This is a genomic window from Pseudomonas sp. SD17-1, assembly GCF_029201585.1.
GTDB lineage: Bacteria > Pseudomonadota > Gammaproteobacteria > Pseudomonadales > Pseudomonadaceae > Aquipseudomonas > Aquipseudomonas palmensis.
The window spans coordinates 1920161-1941216 of sequence record NZ_CP104044.1 but is presented as its reverse complement, the minus strand read 5'-3'; the positions used below and the strand labels follow the sequence as shown (position 1 = coordinate 1941216).

Annotated in this window: 2 protein-coding genes; both read right to left on the bottom strand. The window is 66.7% G+C overall.

What is annotated here, in order from left to right; all coding sequences use genetic code 11:
• Positions 1-19 precede the first annotated feature (19 nt).
• Positions 20-8623, bottom strand: a complete 8604-nt coding sequence (locus N0B28_RS08680; protein WP_275731503.1) for a non-ribosomal peptide synthetase — start codon at positions 8621-8623, stop codon at positions 20-22.
• On the bottom strand, positions 8620-21051 hold the full coding sequence (locus N0B28_RS08675) for a non-ribosomal peptide synthase/polyketide synthase (RefSeq protein ID WP_275731501.1): 12432 nt from the start codon (positions 21049-21051) through the stop codon (positions 8620-8622). The genes N0B28_RS08680 and N0B28_RS08675 overlap by 4 nt, the downstream gene beginning before the upstream one ends.
• Between the last annotated feature and the right edge of the window lie 5 nt (positions 21052-21056).

Below are 21056 nucleotides of genomic sequence, written 5' to 3'. Positions count from 1 at the left end.
GATCGAGGGGCGGCAGGGCTCAGCCAGCAACAGTCAGGTCGTCGGTCAGTCGTCGGCCCAGGCTGGCCAGCCAGTCCGGATGCCTGAGGATGTCGTAGTGGCCGGCGGCGATGGCCAGGTCCTCGACGCTGCCGTCGATGCGTACCCCCTCGGCACGAGCACCGGCCCACCAGCAGCAGGCACCCGCGGCTGTCAGCGGCAGCTGGTTCAAGCGCGTCGACAGCGCCTTCAGGTGCATGGCCACGGCAAAGGTGTGCGCCAGCTCCGCGCTCTCGACCTCGGCAAATGCCGAGCTGGGCAGCCCTGCACGCACGCTGTCGATCAGCGCGTGCAAGGTTGCCACCTGCGCACCGGCCGGCAATGCGGGCAATGCCAGATCCGCCTTCGCTGCCTGCAGCACCACGCCCAGGAAGCTTCGCAGATCCTCGCCCCAGTCAGTGTCCGGCTGCGCCGGCGAGGACGTCGGGATGAAGCTGTCGACCAGGCCAAGGAACGTCACCTGCTGCCCCTGGCTTTCCAGCTCCTGGGTCACCAGACTCGCCAGCGCACCGCCCAACGACCAGCCCAGCAGCCGGTACGGGCCCTCGGGCTGTTTCTGGCGAATGTACTGGGCATAGTCGATGGCCATCGACTGCAGCGATTCGTCCACCCAGCCAGGGTCCAGCAGCATGCGGCACTGCAGGCCGTAGACGCTGCAGCGCCCCTCCAGGCGGCGCGCCAGCGGCTCGTAGTCGAACACCGTACCGAAGCCGGCATGCAGGCAGAACAACGCAGGTCCGTGCTCGACCGGGGTGTTGAGCAACAGCAGCGGGTCGAGGTTCTGCTCCTGCAGTGTCGAATAGCCGGACAACTCGCCAATCGTCGGCCCGGCCATCACATCGCGCAGCTTGAGTTCGATGTCCAGGTCGGCGCAGGCGCGCACCCTGGACAGCATCTTCAGCACACGCAGCGAGTCGCCCCCCAGCTCGAAGAAGTTATCGTCGATACCCACATTGTCCACTTCCAGCACGTCCTGCCAGATGCTCGCCAGCGTGCGCTCCAGCGCATTGCGCGGTGCACTCCGGGGCCGGCTGGCCAATTGCGGGGCCGGCAAGGCATTGCGATCGAGCTTGCCATTGGGCGTCAACGGCAGGGCCGGCAGCAGCATGACATGGGCCGGCACCATGTAGTCGGGCAACTCGCTGCGCAGCGCCTCGCGCAGTTGCTCCACGCCAGCGGCCTGGGCCGTGGCCACGACGTAGGCCAGCAGTTGCTTGCTGCCCTGGGTGTCACGTGCAATCACCACCGCTTCGCGCACCCCCGGCTGATTGCGCAAGCGCGCTTCAACTTCGCCCGGCTCGATACGAAAACCGCGAATCTTGACTTGGTTGTCCAGGCGCCCCAGGTAATCGATCACCCCGTCGGCGCGCCGACGCACACGATCACCGCTGCGGTACAGACGGGCACCGGCGGCGAACGGATCGGCCACGAAGCGCTCGGCCGTCAGGGCCGCGCGGCGGTAGTAGCCGCGCGCAACCCCCAGGCCGCCGATGTACAACTCACCGGCCACGCCATCGGGCAGCGGGTTGAGGTCTTCGTCCAGCACATACAGCGTGCGCTGGCCCACCCGCTCGCCGATCGGTGCATACACCGCCTCGCACTGCTCGCTGGCCGGCACCTTCCACAGCATCGGCGTGACCACCGTCTCGGTCGGCCCGTAACCATTGACCAGCCACTGCGGACGCAGCACCCGCTTGACGTCTTCGAACAGCGCTTGCGGCACGGCATCGCCGCCAAAGCAATAGACGCGCACCGGTGGCGCCGGCAGGTGCTGACGCTCGGCGCACTCCACCAACTGCTGCAGGTAGGCCGGCGGGAAGCACGCGATATCGATGCGCTGTGCCCCAAGCACCTGCAAGGTTTGCTCGGCGGTCCACAGGTGGTTGTCACGCACCACCAGGCAGCCACCGGCCTGCAGGGTCGACAGCCAGCGCTCCTGCGCGCCGTCGAAGGCAAACGACATGAACAGCAGTTCGCGGGTCTTCTCGCTCATTTCGTAGCGCTCGGCAATCGCGCGGCAGTGCATGCGGATCTGCCCGTGGCTGACCGCTACCCCCTTGGGCTTGCCGGTCGAGCCGGAGGTGTAGATCAGGTACGCCAGGTTGTCCGGCTTCACTACCACCTGCGGGCAACCGCCCGCCTGGCCATGCAGGTCCAGGCGGTCCAGTTCCAGGGTGCAGGCCACGCCGGCGAAGCGCTGGCTCAGCGAGCTGTGGGTCAGCAGCAGGTGCATGCCCGAGTCCTCGACGATCCAGGCCAGACGCTCCTGCGGGTAGTCGATATCCAGCGGCACATAGGCCGCGCCACTCTTCATCACCGCCAGGAAGGCAACCAGCGTGTGCACCGAACGCTCGAGGGCGATGCCTATGCAGGTTTCGGCACCCGCACCCTGTGCCAGCAGGTACTGCGCCAGACGGTTGGCCCGCTCATCGAGCTGGGCATAGCTCAGTTGCTGGTCGGCGCAGATCACCGCAATAGCGTCGGGGCGCCGACCGGCGTGGGCCGCGATATCGTCTGCCAGCAACCCAGGGGCCGCGACAGGCAGTGCTGCCAGCTCGTTGCGCCTCTGCAGAAGCCGCGCCTGCGCCGGGGTCAGCATGTCCAGGCTGCCCAGCGTGGCCTGCGGGTTGTCCAGCATTGCCCCGAGCAGGCGTTCGAAGTTGCCCAGAATGGCTGCGGTGGCCGCCTCGGTAAACCGGTTCTGCAGGTACAGGAACTCGACTGTCAGGGTCTGGCCCAGGTTCACCGCAAGGTCCATGGCGTAGTTGGTCACGTCACGGGTACTGGCCTGGCCGAACTGCAGGTCGTTGTTGCTGGTTTCCTGCAGGCGCTCGTCCACCGGGTAGTTCTCGAACACCACGATGCTGTCGAACAGCGCCTGGCCCGGTCGCCCGGCCCAGCGCTGCACATCGGCCAGTGCCGCATGCTCGTGATCACGCAGTTCCAGGTTGTGCCCCTGCAACTGGGAGAGCCAGTCGCTGACGCGCTGGTGCGGCTGCGGGGTCTGCACCACCGGCAGGGTATTGATGAACAGCCCAAGCATCTCGTCGGCACCCGCCAGCGTCGCCGGGCGCCCGGCAACGGTGGCGCCGAAGCACACGGTGCGCTGCCCGGTATAGCGCTGCAACAGCAGCAGCCATGCAGCCTGCACCAGGGTGTTCGGGGTCACCCGCAGGTGCTGGGCCTGGGTGCGCAGGTGCTCGGTGCGTGCCTGGTCCCAGCGCAGGTACAGCGCCGCGTGGCCGCCCAGCCCCGCGTCCGGCTGCGGGGCCACGTTGTCGGCCAGCAACGTGGGGCCTTCCAGCTCGGCCAGGTGGGCGCGCCAGAACTGCTCCAGTTGCCCTTGCGACTGGCGTCCCAGCCACTCGATGTAGTCACGGTAGCGTCCCACCCCGGTGTCGCTCGCACGGCCGTGGTACGCCATGAACACCTCGGCGAACAGCCGGGAGCTGCTCCAGCCATCCATCAGGATATGGTGGCAGGTCCACAGCAGGTGACTACGCTGCGCGTCGAGCCTGACCAGGGTCAGGCGCAGCAAGGGTGCCGTGGCCAGGTCGAAGCCTTCGCCAGCGTCCGCCGCAGCCAGCGCCTCGAGGTCCGGCGGAGCCACCTGGCGGTCGCGCCAGTCGAGCAGACGCACAGGCAGCTCGGCGTGGCGATACACCACCTGCAACGGCTCGGCCAGTTGTGACGCGGCGCAGAAGCCGGTGCGCAGAGTCTCGTGACGAGCCAGCACGCTGCCCCAGGCCGCAATGAACCGGGCACTGTCCAGGCCATCGACCGATACCGCGATCTGGTTGATGTACAGCGCCGTCTCGGGGGCCTGCAGGGTATGGAACAGCATGCCCTGTTGCATCGGCGACAGCGGGTAGATGTCTTCGACATCGCCCAGCGCTACCGGCAGGCTGTCCAGTTGTGCCTGGGTCAGCCTGGCCAGCGGGAAGTCCGAAGGCGTCACGCCAGCCGTATCGTGTGCAATGCAATGCGCAATCAGCGCCTGGAGTTCAGCGGTATAGGCCTGGGCCAGAGTCTGGATGCTGGATTCGGCGAACATCCGATGGCTGAAACTCCAGCTCAGGGTCAACTCGCCGCCATACACCTGGCCGTTGATCGACAACCAGTTGCCCAGCGGTGCTTCGGAGCTCTGGCTGTCACCGGCAGACTCGCGGGCCGGGGTGAAGAACCCGCCCTCCCCCTGCTCGTCGGCAAAGCTGGCGTCGAACTGGCCCAGGTAGTTGAAGGTGATGCGCGGCACCGGCAGCGCGGCCAGGGCTTCACGGGCCTGCGCGTCGCCCAGGTAGCGCAGTGCGCCGAAACCGATGCCCTTGTCGGGTACCGCGCGCAGTTGCTCCTTGATGCGCTTGATCGAGCCGTCGAGGCTGTCGACGGGGCTGAGCCTGACCGGGAACATGCTGGTGAACCAGCCCACCGTGCGGGTCAGGTCGATGTCGTCGAACAGTTCTTCGCGACCGTGGCCTTCAAGCTGGATCAGCACCTCATCGCGCCCGGTCCAGCGCGCGATCACCCGCGCCAGGGCGGTCAGCAGCAGGTCGTTGACCTGGGTGCGATAGGCGGCCGGGGCCTGCTGCAGCAACTGGCGGGTGGTGGCCTGATCAAGCCGCGTCTGCGCCCGGGCCATATGCACGTTCTGCAGCGATCCCTGCGGGTTGTCGCAGGGCAGCTCGGCACTGGCGCCCGCCAGTTCGCTGCTCCAGTAGGCCAGTTCACCTTGCAGGTCGGCCGCGTGCGCCTGCAGGCGCTGCGCCCAGGCCTGGGTCGAGCTGGTCTTGGGTGGCAGGTTCACCACCTGGCTGGCGGCCAGTTGGGTGTAGGCGCTCTGCAGGTCTTCGAGCAGAATGCGCCACGACACGCCATCCACCACCAGGTGGTGGATGGCCAGCAACAGGCGCTGGCTGCCATCGGGCAGCGTCGCGAGTACCGCGCGCAGCAGCTCGCCGCGCTCAAGATCAAGGCTGCGCTGGGCCGTTTCACACAGCCCCTGCAAGGCCTCGGCGTCGGCCACCGGCTGCTTCCACAGCAGTTCGCGCACACCGCCAGGGGCGCCATACTCTGCCGCCCACGCGCCATCGGCCTGCCGGGTGTAGCGCAGGCGCAGGGCATCGTGGTGGGTCAGCAGCGCTTGCAGGGCCTGATCCAGCACGGGCGCCTTCAGCGCCTGACCGGGCCTGAGCAGCAGCGCCTGGTTCCAGTGATGCTGTTCGGGTATTGCCTCGTCAAAAAAGTACTGGTGCACCGGCAGCAGCAACGCCTGACCCTGCATCGGCCCCTGGTCGATCTGCTGTGCCTGTTGGCCCAGCCGGGCCACCGAAGCCAGGCCCTGCACAGTCTGGTGCTGGAACAGCGCCTTGGGGGTGAAGTGGATACCGGCCTGGCGCGCGCGGCTGACCACCTGGATCGAGATGATCGAGTCGCCGCCCAGTTCGAAGAAGTTGTCGGTCAGGCCCACCTTCTCCAGCTTGAGCACGCCGGCCCAGATCGCCGCGATGCGTTGTTCGAGCTCGCTCTGCGGTGCCACATAGGCCTGCTGCAACTGGCTCGCATCGGGCTCGGGCAGTGCCTTGCGGTCGAGTTTGCCATTGGGCATCAGCGGCAACGCATCAAGCCACAGCAGGTGCGTGGGCACCATGTATTCCGGCAGGCGGACCTTGAGATGCTCGCGCAGGCTGGCCAGTTGCTCGGGATTGGCTGCCAGCCCGTCGCTGGCCACCAGATAGGCCGCCAGTTGCCTGCCGTGGGGGCCATCGACAGCCAGCACCACCGCTTCGCGCACCGCCGGATGCTGGTGCAGGCTGGCCTCGATTTCACCCAGCTCGATGCGCAGGCCACGGATCTTCACCTGGTGGTCGGCGCGCCCGAGGTACTCGATCACCCCATCGGCGCGATAGCGTGTCATGTCACCGCTGCGGTACAGGCGCGCACCGCCCTGGGCACTGGTGTCGAACGGATCCGGCACAAAACGCTCGGCCGTCAGCGCCGGCTGGTTGAGGTAGCCACGCGCCAGCGAATCACCGCCGATGTACAGCTCGCCCCTGGCAAACGGCGTTACACCCAGCGCATCGCTCAGCACATGCAGGCGCACGTTGGCCACGGCGCGGCCGATGGGTACCGTGCCCGCCTGCAGCTGCGCCGACAGCACGTGGAAGGTGCTGTCGATGGTGGCTTCCGTGGGGCCGTACAAGTTGACCAGTTGCCCGCCCCAGCCGGCTCGAACCTGCTCGCTCAACGCGGCGGACAACGCTTCGCCGCCCATCGCCAGCAACCGTACCGAGTCCATCTGGCCCGCGCCGCGATCCGGCAGCAAGGCATGCAGCAATGACGGCGCCAACTGCAGGATGCTGATGCGCTGCTCGCTCACCTGCTGCCAGAACCGCTGCGGATCCAGCACCAGCCCCGGCTCGGCCACCACCAGTTGCGCGCCGCCGATCAATGCCAGCCAGAACTCCCACACCGAGGCGTCGAAGCTGAAGGCGGTCTTCTGCAGCACGCGGTCTTCAGGCTGCACGGCAAAGGCCTGCTGCATCCAGTGCATGTGATTGGCCAGCCCGCCATGGCGCACGGCCACACCCTTGGGCTTGCCGGTGGAGCCCGAGGTGTAGATCACGTAGGCCAGGTGGTCCGGCTGCATGTGAAGCTGCGGCGCGCCGAGCTCGCAGCCGGCCAGCCAGGCAGCGCCCGGCTCCAGCATCAGGCGCTCGACAGCACTGCTGGCGGGCAACTGCACCGTCGGCTGGGTCAGCAGCAGGCCGATGCCACTGTCCTGGATCATGTAGGCCAGGCGCTCCTGCGGATAATCCGGGTCCAGCGGCACATAGGCGCCACCGGCCTTGAGGATACCCAGCAGGCCCACCACCATTTCCAGGCTGCGCTCCAGCGCCAGCCCCACCAGTACATCCGGCCCTACCCCGCGCTCGCGCAGTCGGTGTGCCAGCTGGTTGGCGCGCTGGTCGAGCTGCCGGTAGCTCAGCGTCTGCCCGGCAAACAGCACGGCGGGGGCGTCAGGGGTGCGCTGCGCCTGGGCGGCGATCAGCTCATGCACACAGCGCTCGCGGTCAAACCCCGCCTCGGTGCGGTTCCAGGCCTGCACCTGCTGTTGCTCCTGAGCATGCAGCAACGCCAGGTCGGCGATGCGCTTCTGCGGCTGCGCGACAACGTCTTGCAGCAACTGGCGCCAATGGCTGGCCAGACGCTGGATGGTCGATGCGTCGAACAACGCGGTGGCGTAGTTCAGCGAGGCGCCGATGCCCTGTTCGGTTTCGACCGTTTCCAGGGTCAGATCGAACTGTGCGCTGTGCTGCTCCCACTCCAGGCCTTCGACCGTCAGGCCCGGCAGGCTGTGACGCGCGTTCCTGCCCTGGGTCTGGTGGTTGTACATCACCTGGAACAACGGGCTGTGGCTGAGGCTGCGCTGCGGGTGCAGCGCCTCCACCAGTTGCTCGAACGGCAGGTCCTGATGCGCCTGCGCCGCCAGTGCGGTGCGCTGCACCTGGTGCAGCAGCGCCTGGAAGGTGGTGTCCAGGTCGAACTCGGCCTTGAGCACCTGGGTGTTGACGAAGAAGCCGATCAGGCGCTCGGTCTCCACCCGGTTGCGGTTGGCAATCGGCACACCGACGCGAATCTCGGGCTGACCCGAGTAGCGGTGCAGCAACGCCTGAAAACTGGCCAACAGCAGCATGAACAAGGTCACACCCTGCTCCCTGGCCAGGCCTTTGAGGGCACCAGCCAGGCTGGGCTCCAGTTCGATTGCCAGGCTCGCGCCCGCCTGGCTCTGGATGGCCGGACGCGGCCGGTCGAGGGGCAGTTCGAGCACCGCCGGGTCGCCACCCAGTTGCTCGGTCCAATATCCCAGCTGGCGCGTCTGCTCCCCCGCCTCCATCCAGTGGCGCTGCCAGATTGCGTAGTCCGCATACTGGATAGGCAGTGCCGGCAGCTGTACCGGCTGGCCCAGGCGATAGCCTTCGTAGAACCGGATCAGTTCCTCGACCATCACCGGCATCGACCAGCCATCGGAGACGATATGGTGCAGGGTCAGTACCAGCACATGGTCGTCGTCACCCAGCTTCAGCAGCTTGACCCGCAGCAACGGGCCGCTTTCCAGGTCGAACGGGCGCCGGGTCTCGGTTTCCACCCATTGCCTGATCAGCGCCTGGCGGTCTGCACCCGCCGGCACCTGAACCGCATCGACGTGCAATGCGAACGGTGCCGCAGCATGAATCACCTGCAAGGCCTGACCGTCAGCATGGCTGAAGGTGGTACGCAAGGTCTCGTGGCGCGCCACCAGGGCCTCGAAACTGCGGCGCAGCGCCTCCACATCCAGCGCACCCTTCAGGCGCAGCGCCGTCGGCACGTTGTAGGCGGCGCCCTGTGGCTCCAGCTGCCACAGAAACCACTGGCGCTGCTGCGCATAGGACAGGCGCAGTTCATCGAACAGCGCCTTGACCGCCGGAATCGGCAGGTTGGCGGCACTGATGCCCTCGGCCTGCATGCGTTCCCAGTAAACCTTGCGCTTGTCCGGCGCCAGCATGACGAAACGCTTGGCGACGCTCTTGGCGGTATCGGTGTTCATTGAGCATCCTCCAGGTCTTCGGCAAACAGGTCCAGGCGTCGTAACGTATCTTCGAAATCCACACTATTTCCTTGGTCCAGCTGCTCGCAGAACGCGGCCAGAACGGGGTATTGGAAGAGCACCTGCGGCTCCACCTTGAGACCGAGCGACAACTGCAGGCGCGACAGCACCGACAGCACCAGCAGCGAGTGCCCGCCCAGCTCGAAGAAGTTGTCGGTCAGGCCCACCTGCTCCACCTGCAGCACCTGCGCCCAGATCGCCGCCACCTGCTGCTCGCGCTCGCTGTGGGGCGCCACATAGGCCTGCTGCAACTGGTTGGCATCGGGCCTGGGCAGTGCACGGCGGTCCAGCTTGCCGTTGCCGGTCAGCGGCCAGACCTCCAGGAACATCAGGTGTGCCGGCACCATGTAGTCCGGCAGCACGCCCTTGAGGTGCTCGCGCAGGCCGGTGCGCAGTGCGCTTTGCTGCGCCGCCTCCACCGGCCCGGCAGCCAGCAGGTAGGCCACCAGTTGCTTGCCGGTGGCGCCGTCGATATCCAGCACCACCGCCTCGCGGATCGCCGGGTGCTCCTGAAGCCTGGCCTCGATCTCGCCCAGTTCGATACGAAAGCCGCGGATCTTCACCTGATGGTCGATGCGCCCCACGTACTCGATCACCCCGTCGCCGCGATAGCGCGCCAGGTCGCCGGTGCGGTACAGCCGCCCGCCCCCCTGCACGCTGCGGTCGAACGGGTCGGGCACGAAGCGCAGCGCGGTCAGCGAGGCGCGCTGGTGGTAACCGCGCGCCAGGCCGGCACGCCCCACATGCAGCTCGCCGTGGCAGCCCGGCGGGGCCAGGTTGAAGTCGCTGTCGAGCAGGTACCACGACAGGTCCGGGATCACCTCGCCGATCGGGCTCACACCGTCCTGCTGCAGGTCGGCCAGGCTCAGCGGCCGGTAGGTCACATGCACCGTGGTTTCGGTGATGCCGTACATGTTGATCAGCTGTGGCTGCTGGTCGCCGAAACGCTCGAACCACGGCTTGAGGCTGGCCACATCCAGCGCCTCGCCACCGAACACCACATAGCGCAGCGCCAACGCTGAAGGGTTGGCACAGGCCACCGGGATCAGCTGCTTGAACGCCGACGGCGTCTGGTTCAGCACCGTGACCTGCTCGCGCACCAGCAGTGTATGGAAGTCTTCCGGCGAGCGCGCCACTTCACGCGGCACCACCACCGCCTTGGCGCCGTGCAGCAACGCGCCAAACAGCTCCCACACCGAGAAGTCGAAGGCGTAGGAGTGGAACACGCTCCACACATCGCTGGCGTCGAAATCGAACCAGTGCTGCGTGGCCGCGAACAGGCGCATCACGTTGTGGTGCGGCAGCAGCGTGCCTTTGGGCTTGCCGGTCGAGCCGGAGGTATAGATCACGTAGGCCAGGTTGTCCGGCGTGGCGAGATTGACCGGCTCGGCAGTGCTGTAGCCCTCAAGCCATGCAGCGCCGCTCTCGAGGATCACGCGCTCGACCGATGCAGTAACAGGCAACTGCAGGTGCGCCTGGGTCAGCAGCAGCTTGATGCCACTGTCCTCGATCATGTAGGCCAGGCGATCCTGCGGGTATTCCGGGTCCAACGGCACATAGGCGCCGCCGGCCTTGAGAATGCCCAGCACGCCGACCACCATCTCCAGGCTGCGCTCCACCGCCAGGCCGACCAGTACATCCGGCCCCACGCCCTGTTCGCGCAACTTGTGCGCCAGCTGGTTGGCACGCTGGTCGAGCCGGCGGTAGCTCAATGACTGCCCGGCGCACACCACGGCCGGCGCCTCGGGACGCAACGCCGCCTGCTCGGCGATCCGCTGGTGGATGCAGCGCTCGCCCGGGTAGCACGCCGGGCTGTGGTTCCAGGCCTTGACCACCTGTTGCTGCTGCTCGACATCCAGCACCGCCAGCTCGGCGATGCGTTGCTGCGCCGAGCGCACAATGCCTTGCAGCAGATTGGCAAAGTGCCGGGCGATCTGCTCCACGCTGGCCCTGCTGAACCGCGCCTGATCGTAGGCATACTGCACCGACAGCTCGCGGCCCAGGCCGATGATCAGCGTCAGCGGGAAGTTGGTCTGCTCGTGATTCTGCGTACCCAGGAACGCCAGGCCGGCCGGCGCGCCTTGTTGCAGCGCCTCGGCCACCGGATAGTTCTCGAATACCAGCAAGGTGTCGAACAACCCCTCGCCGCCCGAGCCTGCCAGACGCTGGATCTCGTACAGCGGGCTGTGTTCATGCTCGCGCAGCAACAGGTTCTGTGCCTGCAACTGCTCCAGCCAGGCACCCACGGCCTGTTCGGGCGAAGGGCTGGCGACCACCGGCAGGGTATTGATGAACAGCCCCAGTTGCTCCTCCACCCCGTCCAGCTCGGCCGGGCGCCCCGACACGGTGGCGCCGAAGCTGACGCAGGCCTGTCCGCTGTAGCGTTGCAGCAGCAACAGCCAGGCGGCCTGCACCAGGGTGTTGACCGTCACCCGCTGCTGGCGGGCGAACTCGCCCAATGCCTGGGTGGCCTGCACATCCAGCAACTGGAAATGGTTGGCATGGCCCTGCCCCAACTGCGCCTTGTCGCTGCGCAGCGCCTGCACCAGGCGCGTCGGCTCGGTGAGGTCACGTACCTGCTGCCGCCAGAACGCCTCGGTGCGCGAGCTGTCCTGCTCGGACAGCCACTGGATGTAGTCGCGGTAGCGCCCGGCCGAATGCCCTGGCGTCTGGCCGGCATAGCGTTGCAACACTTCGCCCAGCAGCTGCGAGTTGCTCCAGCCGTCCATCAGGATGTGGTGGCTGGTGTAGATCAGGTGATGGTGATCAACGTCGGTACGGATCACCGTCAGGCGCAGCAACGGTGCATCCTGCAGGTCGAAGCTGCGCTGCAGGTCGGCCTCGGCCCAGCTGTCCAGGTTGGCGTGCAACGCCGGCTGCGCCCGCCAGTCCAGCACGGCGAACGGCATTTCGACCTGCTTGCGAATCACCTGCAGGGGCTGTTCGAAGCCGGTCACGAAACTGGCGCGCAGCACATCGTGACGGTCCAGTGCGGCCTGCCAGGCGTTCCTGAAACGTTCCACGTCCAGCCCCTTCACATTCATCCGCAGTTGGTTGATGTAGTTGCCTGCGCCCTGTTCGTACAAGGTGTGGAACAACATGCCCTGCTGCATCGGCGACAGCGGGTAGATATCGTCGATCTCGCTGGCGGCAATCGGCAGGCTGTCCAGCTGCACCTGGGTCAGCCTGGCCAGCGGGAAGTCCGAAGGCGTCACGCCAACGCTGCCTGGCTGCACGCAATGGGCAACCAGCGCCTCGAGCTCCTCGGCATAGGCGCGGGCCAACGCCTCGATGGTCGCGGGCGCGAACATAGCGCGGCTGAAGCTCCAGTTCAGCGTCAACTCGCCGCCATACACCTGGCCGTTGATCGACAACCAGTTGCCCAGCGGTGCTTCGGAGCTCTGGCTGTCACCGGCAGGCTCACCCGCCGGGCTGAAGAAGCCGCCCTGACCCTGTTCGTCGGCAAAGCTGGCGTCGAACTGGCCCAGGTAGTTGAAGGTGATGCGCGGCACCGGCAACGCGGCCAGGGCTTCACGGGCCTTCGCGTCGCCCAGGTAGCGCAGTGCGCCGAAACCGATGCCCTTGTCGGGTACCGAGCGCAGTTGCTCCTTGATGCGCTTGATCGAGCCGTCGAGGCTGTCGGCGGGGCTCAGCTTGACCGGGAACAGGCTGGTGAACCAGCCCACAGTACGGGTCAGGTCGATGTCGTCGAACAGTTCTTCGCGACCGTGGCCTTCAAGCTGGATCAGCACCTCATCGCGCCCGGTCCAGCGCGCGATCACTCGCGCCAGGGCGGTCAGCAGCAGGTCGTTGACCTGGGTGCGATAGGCCGCCGGGGCCTGTTGCAGCAGTTGCCGGGTACTGGCCTTATCGAGGCGCGTCTGTGCCTGGGCGGCGTGGACAGCCTGCACAGACCCCTGCGGGTTGTCGCACGGCAGCTCGGCGCTGGCGCCCGCCAGTTCGCTGCTCCAGTAGGCCAGTTCACCTTGCAGGTCGGCTGCGTGCGCCTGCAGGCGCTGCGCCCAGGCCTGGGTCGAACTGGTCTTGGCTGGCAGGCTCACCACCTGCCCGGCGGCCAGCTGGGTATAGGCGCTCTGCAGGTCTTCGAGCAGGATGCGCCACGACACGCCGTCCACCACCAGGTGGTGGATCGCCAGCAGCAGGCGCTGGCTGCCATCGGGCAGGGTCGCAAGCACCACGCGCAGCAGCTCGCCCTGCTCCAGGCTCAGGCTGCGCTGGGCCTTGTCGCACAGCGCCGGCAAGGCATCGGCAGTCTCAAGCTGCACAGCCCACACCACCTCGGGGGTTGCCTGTACCGCGCCATACTGCGCCCACCAGCGGCCATCGGCCTGCCGGGCATAACGCAGACGCAGCGCGTCATGATGGGCCATCAGCGCCTGCATGGCCTGTTGCAGCCTGTGGGCCTCCAGCAACTGGCCCGGCTTGAGCAGCAGTGCCTGGTTCCAGTGATGGCGCTGGGGTATTGCCTGATCGAAGAAGTACTGGTGAATCGGCAGCAGCAACGCCTGGCCGGTCACCGGCCCCTGGTCCGACTGGCGCTGCGCCTGGCCGAGCGTCGCCACGCTGGCCAGGCCCTGTACCGTCTGGTGCTGGAACAGCGCCTTGGGGGTGAAGTGGATACCGGCCTGGCGTGCGCGGCTGACCACCTGGATCGAGATGATCGAGTCGCCGCCCAGCTCGAAGAAGTTGTCGGTCAGGCCCACCTGCTCAAGCTTGAGCACCTGCGCCCAGATCGCCGCGATGCGTTGCTCGAGCTCGCTCTGCGGTGCCACATAGGCCTGCTGCAACTGGCTGGCATCGGGCCTGGGCAGTGCGCGGCGGTCCAGCTTGCCGTTGCCGGTCAACGGCCAGGCCTCCAGGAACATCAGGTGTGCCGGCACCATGTAGTCCGGCAGCACGGCCTTGAGGTGCTCGCGCAGGCTGGCGAGCCGGTCGGCCGGTGCAGCCTGTTCGTCGCTTGCAATCAGGTACGCCGCCAACTGCTTGCCATTCGGTCCTTCGATGTCCAGCACCACCGCTTCACGTACCGCCGGGTGTCCCTGCAACTTGGCCTCGATCTCGCCCAGTTCGATACGAAAGCCGCGGATCTTCACCTGATGGTCGATGCGCCCCACGTACTCGATCACCCCGTCGCCGCGATAGCGCGCCAGGTCGCCGGTGCGGTATAGCCGCCCGCCCCCCTGCACGCTGCGGTCGAACGGGTCGGGCACGAAGCGCAGCGCGGTCAGCGAGGCGCGCTGGTGGTAGCCGCGCGCCAGGCCGGCACGCCCCACATGCAGCTCGCCGTGGCAGCCCGGCGGGGCCAGGTTGAAGTCGCTGTCGAGCAGGTACCACGACAGGTCCGGGATCACCTCGCCGATCGGGCTCACACCGTCCTGCTGCAGGTCGGCCAGGCTCAGCGGCCGGTAGGTCACATGCACCGTGGTTTCGGTGATGCCGTACATGTTGATCAGCTGTGGCTGCTGGTCGCCGAAACGCTCGAACCACGGCTTGAGGCTGGCCACATCCAGCGCCTCGCCACCGAACACCACATAGCGCAGCGCCAGCGCTGAAGGGTTGGCACAGGCCACCGGGATCAGCTGCTTGAACGCCGACGGCGTCTGGTTCAGCACCGTGACCTGCTCGCGCACCAGCAGTGCATGGAAGTCTTCCGGCGAGCGCGCCACTTCACGCAGCACCACCACCGCCTTGGCGCCATGCAGCAACGCGCCAAACAGCTCCCACACCGAGAAGTCGAAGGCGTAGGAGTGGAACACGCTCCACACATCGCTGGCGTCGAAGTCGAACCAGTGCTGCGTGGCCGCGAACAGGCGCATCACGTTGTGGTGCGGCAGCAGCGTGCCTTTGGGCTTGCCGGTCGAACCGGAGGTGTAGATCACGTAGGCCAGGTTGTCCGGCGTGGCGAGATTGACCGGCGCGGCAGTGCTGTAGCCCTCAAGCCATGCAGCGCCGCTCTCGAGGATCACGCGCTCGACCGATGCAGTAACAGGCAACTCCAGGTGCGCCTGGGTCAGCAGCAGCTTGATGCCGCTGTCCTCGATCATGTAGGCCAGGCGATCCTGCGGGTACTCCGGGTCCAGCGGCACATAGGCGCCGCCGGCCTTGAGAATGCCCAGCACGCCGACCACCATCTCCAGGCTGCGCTCCACCGCCAGGCCGACCAGTACATCCGGCCCCACGCCCTGTTCGCGCAACTTGTGCGCCAGCTGGTTGGCACGCTGGTCGAGCGCGGCATAGCTGAGCGACTGCTCGCCGAAGGCCACCGCGATGGCCTGCGGGGTCCTGTTCGCCTGCGCCGCGATGTGCTGGTGAATGCACGGCCCGGGCGCGTGCTCCGCCTCGACCGGGTTCCACGCCTGCACGATGCGCGCCTGCTCCTGGCCATCCAGCAACGCCAGTTCGGCAATGCGCTGCCCGGCCTGCCGCACGATACCTTGCAACAACTGGGTGAAATGCCGGGCGATCTGTTCCACGCCCGCCCTGCTGAATTGCGCCTGATCGTAGGCATACTGCACCGACAGCTGCGCGCCCAGGCCGATGATCAAGGTCAGTGGGAAGTTGGTCTGCTCGTGGTTCCGGGTGTCGAAGAACCTGAGCCCCGCCGGCGCCCCTTGTTGCAGCGCCTCGGCCACCGGATAGTTCTCGAACACCAGCAAGGTGTCGAACAACCCCTCGCCGCCCGAGCCTGCCAGACGCTGGATCTCGCTCAACGGGCTGTGCTCATGCTCGCGCAGCAACAGGTTCTGTGCCTGCAACTGCTCCAGCCAGGCCCCTACGGCCTGTTCGGGCGAAGGGCTGGCGACCACCGGCAGGGTGTTGATGAACAGCCCCAGTTGCTCCTCCACCCCGGCCAGCTCGGCCGGGCGCCCCGACACGGTGGCGCCGAAGCTGACGCAGGCCTGTCCGCTGTAGCGTTGCAGCAGCAACAGCCAGGCGGCCTGCATTACCGTATTGACCGTTACCCGCTGCTGGCGGGCGAACTCGCCCAACGCCTGGGTGGCCTGCACATCCAGCAACTGGAAATGGTTGGCATGGCCCTGCCCCAACTGCGCCTTGTCGCTGCGCAGCGCCTGCACCAGGCGCGTCGGCTCGGTGAGGTCACGTACCTGCTGCTGCCAGAACGCCTCGGTGCGCGAGCTGTCCTGCTCGGACAGCCACTGGATGTAGTCGCGATAGCGTCCCACCGAGCGGGCGGGTGCCTGGCCGGCATAGCGCTGCAGCACTTCACCGAGCAACTGCGAATTGCTCCAGCCATCCAGCAGGATGTGGTGGCTCGTGTAGACAAGGTGATGGCGCTCGTTTCCGGTACGGATCACTGCCAGACGCAGCAGCGCCTGGTGCTGCAGGTCGAAGCCGCGTTGCAGATCGGCCTCGGCCCAGCTGTCCAGCTGTGCCTGCAGGTCAGGCCGGGCTCGCCAGTCCAGTTCGACGAACGGCAGTTCGAGCTGCTTGCGAATCACCTGCACGGGCTGTTCGAAGCCGGTCACGAAACTGGCGCGAAGCACCTCATGCCGGGCCATGGCGTCTTGCCAGGCCTGCCGGAAACGCTCGACATCCAGCCCCTCCACGTCCACCCGCATCTGGTTGATGTAGTGGCCGCTGCCCTGCTCGTACAGAGAATGGAACAGCATGCCCTGCTGCATCGGCGACAGCGGATAGATGTCGTCGATCTCGCTGGCGGCAATCGGCAGGCTGTCCAGCTGCACCTGGGTCAGCCTGGCCAGAGGGAAATCCGAAGGCGTCACGCCAACGCTGCCTGGGTGCACACAATGGGCAACCAGCACCTTGAGCTCTTCGGCGTAGGCCTGGGCCAGGGCCTGGATGGTCGGCGCGTCGAACATCTGACGGCTGAAGCTCCAGCCCAGCTTCAGTTCGCCGCCATACACCTGGCCGTTGATCGACAACCAGTTGCCCAGTGGTGCCTGCGGGCTCTGGGTGGCGCCGGCAGACTCGCGGGCCGGGGTGAAGAAACCGCCCTCCCCCTGCTCGTCGGCAAAGCTGGCGTCGAACTGGCCCAGGTAGTTGAAGGTGATGCGCGGTAGCGGCAGCGCGGCCAGGGCTTCACGGGCCTGCGCGTCGCCCAGGTAGCGCAGTGCGCCGAAACCGATGCCCTTGTCAGGCACCGCGCGCAGTTGCTCCTTGATGCGCTTGATCGAGCCGTCGAGGCTGTCGACGGGGCTGAGCCTGACCGGGAACATGCTGGTGAACCAGCCCACGGTACGGGTCAGGTCGATAGTGTCGAACAGCGCCTCGCGGCCGTGGCCTTCGAGCTGGATCAGCACCTCGTCGCGCCCGGTCCAACGCGCGATCACCCGCGCCAGGGCGGTCAGCAACAGGTCGTTGACCTGGGTGCGGTAGGCCGCCGGAGCCTGCTGCAGCAACTGGCGGGTGGTGACGGCGTCCAGGTGCGTCTGCACCTCGATACCATGCACGCTTTGCAGCGACCCCTGCGGATTGTCGCAGGGCAGCTCGGCACTGGCGCCCGCCAGTTCGCTGCTCCAGTAGGCCAGTTCACCTTGCAGGTCGGCCGCGTGCGCCTGCAGGCGCTGCGCCCAGGCCTGGGTCGAGCTGGTCTTGGGTGGCAGGTTCACCACCTGGCCGGCGGCCAGTTGGGTGTAGGCGCTCTGCAGGTCTTCGAGCAGAATGCGCCACGACACGCCATCCACCACCAGGTGGTGGATGGCCAGCAACAGGCGCTGGCTGCCATCGGGCAGCGTCGCGAGTACCGCGCGCAGCAGCTCGCCGCGCTCAAGATCAAGGCTGCGCTGGGCCGTTTCACACAGCCCCTGCAAGGCCTCGGCGTCGGCCACCGACTGCGTCCACAGCAGCTCGCGCACACCGCCAGGGGCGCCATACCCTGCCGCCCACGCGCCATCGGCCTGCCGGGTGTAGCGCAGGCGCAGGGCATCGTGATGGGTCAGCAACGCTTGCAGGGCCTGATCCAGCACGGGCGCCTTCAGCGCCTGACCGGGCCTGAGCAGCAGCGCCTGGTTCCAGTGGTGCTGTTCGGGTATTGCCTCGTCAAAAAAGTACTGGTGCACCGGCAGCAGCAACGCCTGACCCTGCATCGGCCCCTGGTCGATCTGTTGTGCCTGTTCGCCCAGCCGGGCCACCGAAGCCAGGCCCTGCACAGTCTGGTGCTGGAACAGCGCCTTGGGGGTGAAGTGGATACCGGCCTGGCGCGCGCGGCTGACCACCTGGATCGAGATGATCGAGTCGCCGCCCAGTTCGAAGAAGTTGTCGGTCAGGCCCACCTTCTCCAGCTTGAGCACGCCGGCCCAGATCGCCGCGATGCGTTGTTCGAGCTCGCTCTGCGGTGCCACATAGGCCTGCTGCAACTGGCTCGCATCGGGCTCGGGCAGTGCCTTGCGGTCGAGCTTGCCATTGGCGGTGAGCGGCAGGGCCTGCAGGTACATCAGGTGCGCCGGCACCATGTAGTCCGGCAGCGCTGCTTTCAGGTGCTCGCGCAGGTCGTTGCGCAGACGCTTCTGCGCTTCGTCGTCGGGCAGCGAAGGCGCGTCGAGCACCAGGTAGGCCACCAGTTGTCGACCGCTGGCGGCTGGCACATCGATCACTACTGCCTCGCGGATCGCCGGGTGGGCCTGCAACCTGGCCTCGATCTCGCCCAGCTCGATACGGAAGCCACGGATCTTCACCTGATGATCGATACGCCCCACGTACTCGATCACCCCGTCCTCGCGGTAGCGCGCCAGGTCACCGGTACGGTACAGCCGCCCGCCACCCTGCACGCTGGTGTCGAACGGGTCGGGCAGGAATTTTTCCGCAGTCAGTGCGGCGCGCCCGGCATAGCCACGGGCCAGTCCGGCACCTGCCAGGCACAGCTCGCCGGCAGCGCCCACCGGCACCGTGCCGCCCGCACCGTCGAGCAGGTAGACCCGGCTGTTGCTGATCGGCCGGCCGATGTTGGCGCGGCCCTGCGCTGTCCTGAGCGTGAAGGTCGAGTAGGTGGTGTCTTCGGAGGGGCCATACAGGTCGTAGACCTTTTCCACCCCGCCGGCCTGATACAACTGGTCGACCAGCGACTGCTTCAACGCCTCGCCGGCCAGGTTGATCATGCGCACGCTGCTAGGCAGCTGCCCGGCATCGTGCAGCGCCTTGATTGCCGAAGGTACCGTATTGATAAGACTCACCTGGTCGCGGGCAGCCAGGGTGGGCAATTCCAGCGCGTTGTTGGCCACAATTGCGTAGCCGCCGCACGAGAGCGTGACGAAAATCTCCCACACCGAAAGGTCGAAACACACCGAGGTGGATGCCAGCACCCCGTGCAGATCACCGGGGCTGTACACCGACTGCGCCCAGGCGATCAAAGCCACGGTATTGCGGTGCTCGATCAGGACGCCCTTGGGCTGTCCGGTGGAGCCGGAGGTATAGATGCTGTAGGCCAGGTTGCCCGGTGCGGTCAGGTTCGGCAGGTCAGCGTCGGGGCAGTCATCCAGCACCAGTTGGTCGAGCAGTACGGCCTGGGCACGCAGGCCTTCGGGCAGGCGTGGCAACAGGCTCGACTGCGACAGCAACAGCAAGGCCCGACTGTCATTGATCATGTAGGCCAGACGTTCCTGCGGGTACTCCGGATCCAGCGGCACATAGGCCCCCCCTGCCTTGAGCACCGCCAGCAGACCCACCACCAGCTCGGGGCTGCGCTCAAGCGCCACCCCCACCATCACCTCGGGCCCCACACCCAGCTCGCGCAATCTGTGCGCCAGCTGGTTGGCACGCCGGTTGAGCTGCTGGTAGGTCAGTACCTGCTCACCATGCACCAATGCGGTGGCATGCGGGGTGCTGGCCACCTGTGCCTCGACCAGCTGGTGCACGCAACGATCGACAGGATATGCCGCCTCGGTACGGTTCCAGTCGCCCAGCACCTGCTGACGCTGCCGGGGGTCCAGCAGGGGCAGCTCGGCAATGCGTCGTTCAGGCTGATCGGCAATACCCTGCAGCAGGTTGTGCCAGTGCCCCAGCATCCGCTCGACGGTACTGCGTTCGAACAGGTCGGTGGCATAGGTCAGCGTCGCCGCGATACCCGAGGCGTGCTCGACCGTGTTCAGCGACAGGTCGAACTGGGCACTGCTTTCCTCCCAGGCCAGCACCTCCACGGTCAGGTCCGACAGCAGGCGGGTCTGCTGCCGGGAGGTGGCCTGGTGATTGAACATCACCTGGAACAGCGGGCTGTGACTGAGGCTGCGCTCGGACTCCAGTGCATCCACCAGTTGTTCGAACGGCAGGTCCTGATGGGCCTGCGCCTCGATTGCAGCCTGCTTGACCTGTTGCAACAGCGCCAGGAAGGTCGTGTGCAGGTCGAAATCGGCCTTCATCACCTGGGTGTTCACGAAGAAGCCGATCAGGGCCTCGGTTTCGGCGCGGTTGCGGTTGGCGATGGGCACGCCCACGCGGATATCGTGCTGGCCCGAATAGCGCTGCAGCAGGCACTGGAAGCTGGCCAGCAACAGCATGAACAAGGTCACGCCCTGCTGCTGGGCCAGCACCTTGAGGCGCTGGGCCAGCTCGCCGGGCAGTTCCAGCCCAAGGTTGGCACCGGCATCGCGCTGTACCGCAGGCCGCGGGTGATCGGTGGGCAGCTCCAGCACCGGCTGGTCGCCGCCCAGTCTGGCCTGCCAGTAGGCGAGCTGGCGCTCCTGCTCGCCGGCCTCCATCCAGTCGCGCTGCCAGATCGCGTAATCGGCGTACTGGATCGGCAGTGCCGGCCGCTGTGCCGACTGCCCGCTACGGCTGGCTTCATAACCCTGGATCAATTCATCGACGATGATCGGCATCGACCAACCATCCGCAATACTGTGGTGCAGCGTCAGCACCAGCGCATGCTCGCGCGAAGCCAGACGCAGCAGCTTCACGCGCAGCAGCGGCCCCTTTTCGAGATCGAAGGGCCGTTGGGTTTCCTCCTCTACCTGGCGCTTGAGCAGTGGCTCCAGGTCAGCGCCCGGTGCGTGGTCCAGAGCCTGGACCTGCAACGAAAAGGCAGTAGCCGGTGCAATCAGTTGAACGGCATGATCGCCGTCCTGCTGGAAAGTGGTGCGCAGGATCTCGTGACGATCGATCATCGCCTGGAAGCTCGAACGCAAGGCCTCCAGGTCCAGGTCGCCCTTCAGACGCAGGGCGACCGGAACGTTGTAGGCGGTGCTTTCGGGCTCCAGTTGCCACAGGAACCATTGACGCTGCTGGGCATACGAGAGCACTGCAGGCTCCCCCGCTCCCCTCGGGGAGATGGGGGCGACGCCGTAAAGATTCACGCCTTGACGCTTGAGCAGCGTGGCCAGCGCCTTGCGCTCTTTGGGAGACAGCGATTTTACGGAATCGAGCAACGCCTGCATTGGAA

Bases quoted from the DNA above. Each gene is read 5' to 3' on its own strand.
- N0B28_RS08675 (WP_275731501.1), bottom strand. From the start codon at position 21,051: ATGCAGGCGTTGCTCGATTCCGTAAAATCGCTGTCTCCCAAAGAGCGC.
- N0B28_RS08680 (WP_275731503.1), bottom strand. From the start codon at position 8,623: ATGAACACCGATACCGCCAAGAGCGTCGCCAAGCGTTTCGTCATGCTG.